6 protein-coding genes and 1 pseudogene are annotated in these 4,144 nt (G+C 70.2%); 5 read left to right on the top strand and 2 right to left on the bottom strand.

Going from position 1 to position 4,144, the window contains the following annotated elements:
- Positions 1-282 (bottom strand): annotated as a pseudogene (locus JYJ84_RS30005) (GNAT family N-acetyltransferase); the annotation flags it as partial.
- A 203-nt stretch (positions 283-485) separates the two neighbouring features.
- Here JYJ84_RS30005 and JYJ84_RS30000 point away from each other — a divergent pair.
- The 4 genes from JYJ84_RS30000 (at position 486) to JYJ84_RS29985 (ending at position 2,650) form a co-directional block, all read left to right on the top strand.
- Positions 486-851, top strand: coding sequence for a helix-turn-helix transcriptional regulator (locus JYJ84_RS30000; RefSeq protein WP_122948184.1), 366 nt, complete (start codon positions 486-488; stop codon positions 849-851).
- Positions 823-1,308: an SRPBCC family protein gene (locus JYJ84_RS29995; RefSeq protein WP_122948185.1), complete on the top strand. Its 486-nt coding sequence runs from the start codon at positions 823-825 to the stop codon at positions 1,306-1,308. Before JYJ84_RS30000 ends, JYJ84_RS29995 begins: the two co-directional genes overlap by 29 nt.
- A 119-nt stretch (positions 1,309-1,427) precedes the next feature.
- Positions 1,428-1,904, top strand: coding sequence for an SRPBCC family protein (locus tag JYJ84_RS29990; RefSeq protein ID WP_122948186.1), 477 nt, complete (start codon positions 1,428-1,430; stop codon positions 1,902-1,904).
- Positions 1,905-2,011: 107 nt separating this feature from the next.
- Complete coding sequence (locus tag JYJ84_RS29985; RefSeq protein ID WP_122949637.1) at positions 2,012-2,650, top strand: 2-hydroxychromene-2-carboxylate isomerase; 639 nt, start codon at positions 2,012-2,014, stop codon at positions 2,648-2,650.
- Between the two features lie 46 nt (positions 2,651-2,696).
- On the opposite strand, the gene JYJ84_RS29980 is transcribed toward JYJ84_RS29985, so the two are convergent.
- Positions 2,697-3,680, bottom strand: coding sequence for a LysR family transcriptional regulator (locus JYJ84_RS29980; protein WP_122948187.1), 984 nt, complete (start codon positions 3,678-3,680; stop codon positions 2,697-2,699).
- Positions 3,681-3,781: 101 nt separating this feature from the next.
- Here JYJ84_RS29980 and JYJ84_RS29975 point away from each other — a divergent pair.
- On the top strand, positions 3,782-4,144 hold a 363-nt coding region (locus tag JYJ84_RS29975; protein ID WP_205189853.1), incomplete at its 3' end, for an MFS transporter.

The raw sequence follows: 4,144 nt of genomic DNA, 5'->3' as shown, positions 1-4,144 counted from the left end.
ATCCGCGCGATGCGGCTGGTTCTCGGGCTGCGCGGTCACGACCTGCACGGTGCCGACGATCCGGCCGGCGGCATCCTCGGCAACGAGCAGGATGCGCTCGCCGTTCGCGACGCCGTCGGCGACGCGGGTCCAGAACGCGACGGCGGTCGGCCGCGCGATCGGCAACATGAAGCTGACGGACGCACCGCCCTCGACGCAATCGATCAGCACATCGGCCAGCGCATCGACGCAGGTCCTCGCTTCGCCCGCGTCGACGCGACGGACAGTAACGGATTCGGTCATGCCATCTCCGGTAGTCAGGTGGGCCGCACGCGCGGGTTCGCCGTGCGGCCGGATCGGAAGGAACACCGGCCGGCCGTCGCGGCTCGCGCAACGGCGGCAGGCGGCGGCAACGCCGCGCCTGGTCGGCGCGTGTTACCGCCCCATCATCCTACGCGACGAAAATTTTCGTTGCATCGCCGTTCGGCTCCCCTATACTTAGCCACATGGCTAACTTTCAACCCGGCATCAGCGACGTCTTCCACGCCCTCGCCGATCCGACGCGCTGCGCGATCGTCAGCGCGCTCGGCCACGGCGAACGGACCGTCTCCGCGCTGGCGGCGCCGTTCGACATGGCGCTGCCGTCGTTCATGAAGCACGTCGCGGTGCTCGAGCGCAGCGGCCTCGTGCAGACCCGGAAAGCCGGCCGCTCGCGCACCTGCATGCTGGTCGGCAGCCGGCTGAACGAGGCCGAGACATGGCTCGCCGAGCAGCGCGCGCTGTGGGAAGCCCGATCCGATCGTCTCGTCGAATTCGTCGAACGCCGTCACCAGGAGGAACAAGATGTCAGCAAGCCCCGTCGACCCCGTTGAAACCCTCGATCTCGTCATCACGCGCACGCTGCGCGCGCCGCGCCACGCGCTGTGGCGTGCGTGGACCGACCCCGAACTGCTGAAGGAATGGTGGTGCCCGAAACCGTGGACCACCGAAGTGCGCGCGTTCGACCTGCGGCCAGGCGGCGCCTTTCATACGCTCATGCGCGGCCCCGATGGCGGCTCGAGCGACAATCCCGGCTGCTTCCTCGAGATCGTGCCCGAATCGCGCATCGCGTTCACGTCGATGCTCGCGGGCGGCTGGCGGCCGCAGGCACCGTGGATGGGCTTCACGGCGATCATCACGATGGCCGACGACGATGCGGGCAGCCGCTACGAAGCGCGCGTGATGCATCCGGACGCCGCGACGCGCGAGCGCCATGAAGCGCTCGGCTTCTTCGAGGGCTGGAACACCTGCATCACGCAGCTCGACGCCTTCGCGGCCGCGCTGCGCTGAGCGCGGCCGCGTGTGCGGTCATTGCATGCCGCCTCACGCGCGCCTAGGATTCCTGAAGGAAGCATGACGACACGCCGGCCGCCGGCGTGCACCGTCGCGCGCGCTCCGCGGGAGGCAACATGTTGCACACGCACACGCATTCGACCCGGGTCAGCCGGCACCTGAACGCCCCGCGCGGGCGCGTCTACCGCGCCCTGCTCGATCCGCACGCGGTCGAGCAATGGAAGGTGCCCGACGGCATGACGTGCCGCGTGCATGCGTACGACGCGCGCGAAGGCGGCGCGCTGCGCGTGTCGCTGAGCTACGACGCGCCATCGGCCGACACCGGCAAGACCACCGCGCACACCGATACCTATCACGGCCGCTTCGTCACGCTCGTGCCGGACGAGCAGATCGTCGAGATCGACGTGTTCGAAACCGACGATCCGATGCTGCGCGGCGCGATGACGATCACGATCACGCTGTCCGACGAAGCGGGCGGCACGCGCGTCGACGCCGTACACGACGGGGTGCCGCCCGGCGTGCCGGCCGCCGACAACGAGACCGGCTGGCAAATGGCGCTGGCAAGGCTCGCGGCGCTGGTGGAGGCCGCGTAGCAGCGTTCGTGCCGGCGGCGGGATGCGATGCGGCGGCGCAAAACGCCGCCGCGTGCGACACTGGCCCGCACCCGATCCATCCGGACCCGCACGAGGAGACGCTCGCGATGAACGCCGCACGCACCGCCACCTGGTATTTCGATTTCGTTTCGCCGTTCGCCTATCTGCAGCAGGAACGGTTCGACCAGCTCCCGCCTGCCGCCGCGTTCGAGCCGCGGCCCATCGTGCTCGGCGCACTGCTTGCACACTGGGGCCAGAAAGCACCGGCCGAGATCGCGGCGAAACGCGTCTTCACCTATCGCCACGCGCAATATCGCGCGGACAAGCTCGGCATTCCGTTCCGGATGCCGCCCGCGCATCCGTTCAATCCGATCAAGCCGCTGCGCCTCGCGATCGCGATGGGCAACTCACCCGACGCGATCCGGCGGATCTTCCGGCATATCTGGCGCGACGGCCAGGACGTGTCGACACCGGAAGGCTTCGCCGCGCTGTGCGACGCCGTCGGCTTTCCGGAAGGCGTGACGGCCGTCGACGCCCAGCCGGTGAAGGACGCGCTGCGCGCGAACACCGATGATGCGATCGCGCACGGCGTATTCGGCGTGCCGACCTTCGAACTCGACGGCGACCTGTTCTGGGGCGAGGATGCGACCGACATGTTCGCCGACTGCGCTACGTCACGCGCGTGGCTCGATTCGCCCGAGGTGCGCCGCATCAGCGCGCTGCCCGAGGGGATCCGGCGCGGCTGACGGCACAGCCACCTCCCGGCGCTTGCCGCGCATCCCGCATCCCGCGTCAGGCGTCGCGCCCTTCGACGAGCCCCGGCACGGCCTCCCGCATCATCGCGGCAAACCGCACGAGCCGCGACGGATAGAACTGCGCATGCGGGTAGGTCAGGTAGACGGGCAGCGGCGCGGCCTGCCACTCGGGCGCGAGATGGACGAGTTCGCCACGCGCGAGGTGGTCGGCCAGCATCCATGACGACCCGACGCACGCGCCCACGCCCAGCAGCGCCGCGCTGCGCAGCGCGTACAGGTTCGCGGTCGTGAAGCGCGGGCGGATCGCAATGCGCCGCGTCTCGCCCGTGACCGAATGCGTGAGCGCCAGCTCGCTGCGGTAGTACGTGCGCAGCGACAGCCACGGCAACGCGGCCAGCGCGTCGGGGTCGGCCGGCACGTCCGCGCCGTTCAGCACGGACGGTGCGGCGACCACGAAGCGCGGCACCTTCGAGAGCCGGATCGCGACGACCGCCGGATCGGTCGGCTCGCCCACCTGGATCGCGCAATCGATACCGCTACCGACGAAATCCCGCACCTCGTCCTGCAGCAGCCACTCGACCGACACGCGCGGATAGTCGCGCAGGAACCGCGCGAGCGGCGCGACGAAACGCTCCTGGCCGAACGCGTGCGGCACCGCGACCCGCAGCAGCCCGTCGGGCTCCTCCTGTGCGCCGCGCAGATCGGCCTCGAACGCCGCCCAGTTCGCCAGCAGTTCCTTCGCGCGCTTGAAGCAGCGCTCGCCGTCGACGGTCAGCCGCATCGTGTGCGTCGTGCGCTGCAGCAGCCGCATGCCGAGCGAGCGTTCGAGCGCCTGCAGCCGCCGGCTGATCGTCGGCTGCGTCGTATGCAGTTGCGCGGCAGCGGCCGACAGGCTGCCGGCCTCGACTATGCGCACGAAGGTTTCCATCAGCTCGAAACGATAGCCGGCGCCGTCCACCGGCACCGCCTGAACGCGCGGAGACCCGCCAGCAGCACGGGAGAAGGGAGATTTTTCGGTCATGCGTGAAGCGTATAACAAATCTGCGCGGGGCGGCACTACCGTGGCCGGCCGCGTGCCGCCACACTCGCGTCCATCCCTTCATCGCACCCAGGATGCACGCCATGTCCACCCCGTCCCGTCTCGATGCCGCGCCCCGCGAAGCACACGCCCCGGCCCACCCGGCCGCCCATTCGATGCCCGATCGCCGGCTCGTGCTGCTGCTCGCGGCCGCCGCGGGCCTCGGCGTCGCGCCGCTCTACTACGCGCAGCCGATGCTCGGCGCGCTCGGGCCCGATCTCGGCGCATCGGCACGCGCGATCGGCTTCGTGCCGACGCTCACGCAGCTCGGCTATGCGCTCGGCATCCTGCTGCTCGCGCCGCTCGGCGACCGCTTCGACCGCCGCCGCGTTATCGTGACCAAGGCCGCGACGCTGGTCGTCGCGCTGCTGCTCGCCGCCATCGCGCCATCAATCACGATGCTGCTC

The sequence above is a fragment of the Burkholderia sp. LMG 13014 genome, assembly GCF_905232215.1.
GTDB lineage: Bacteria > Pseudomonadota > Gammaproteobacteria > Burkholderiales > Burkholderiaceae > Burkholderia.
This window is presented reverse-complemented; position numbering and strand designations above follow the sequence as displayed.

What these genes read in the sequence shown, in the direction of transcription:
- JYJ84_RS30000 (WP_122948184.1), top strand. Translation starts at nt 486, where the DNA reads ATGGCTAACTTTCAACCCGGCATCAGCGACGTCTTCCACGCCCTCGCC.
- JYJ84_RS29995 (WP_122948185.1), top strand. Translation starts at nt 823, where the DNA reads ATGTCAGCAAGCCCCGTCGACCCCGTTGAAACCCTCGATCTCGTCATC.
- JYJ84_RS29990 (WP_122948186.1), top strand. Translation starts at nt 1,428, where the DNA reads ATGTTGCACACGCACACGCATTCGACCCGGGTCAGCCGGCACCTGAAC.
- JYJ84_RS29985 (WP_122949637.1), top strand. Translation starts at nt 2,012, where the DNA reads ATGAACGCCGCACGCACCGCCACCTGGTATTTCGATTTCGTTTCGCCG.
- JYJ84_RS29980 (WP_122948187.1), bottom strand. Translation starts at nt 3,680, where the DNA reads ATGACCGAAAAATCTCCCTTCTCCCGTGCTGCTGGCGGGTCTCCGCGC.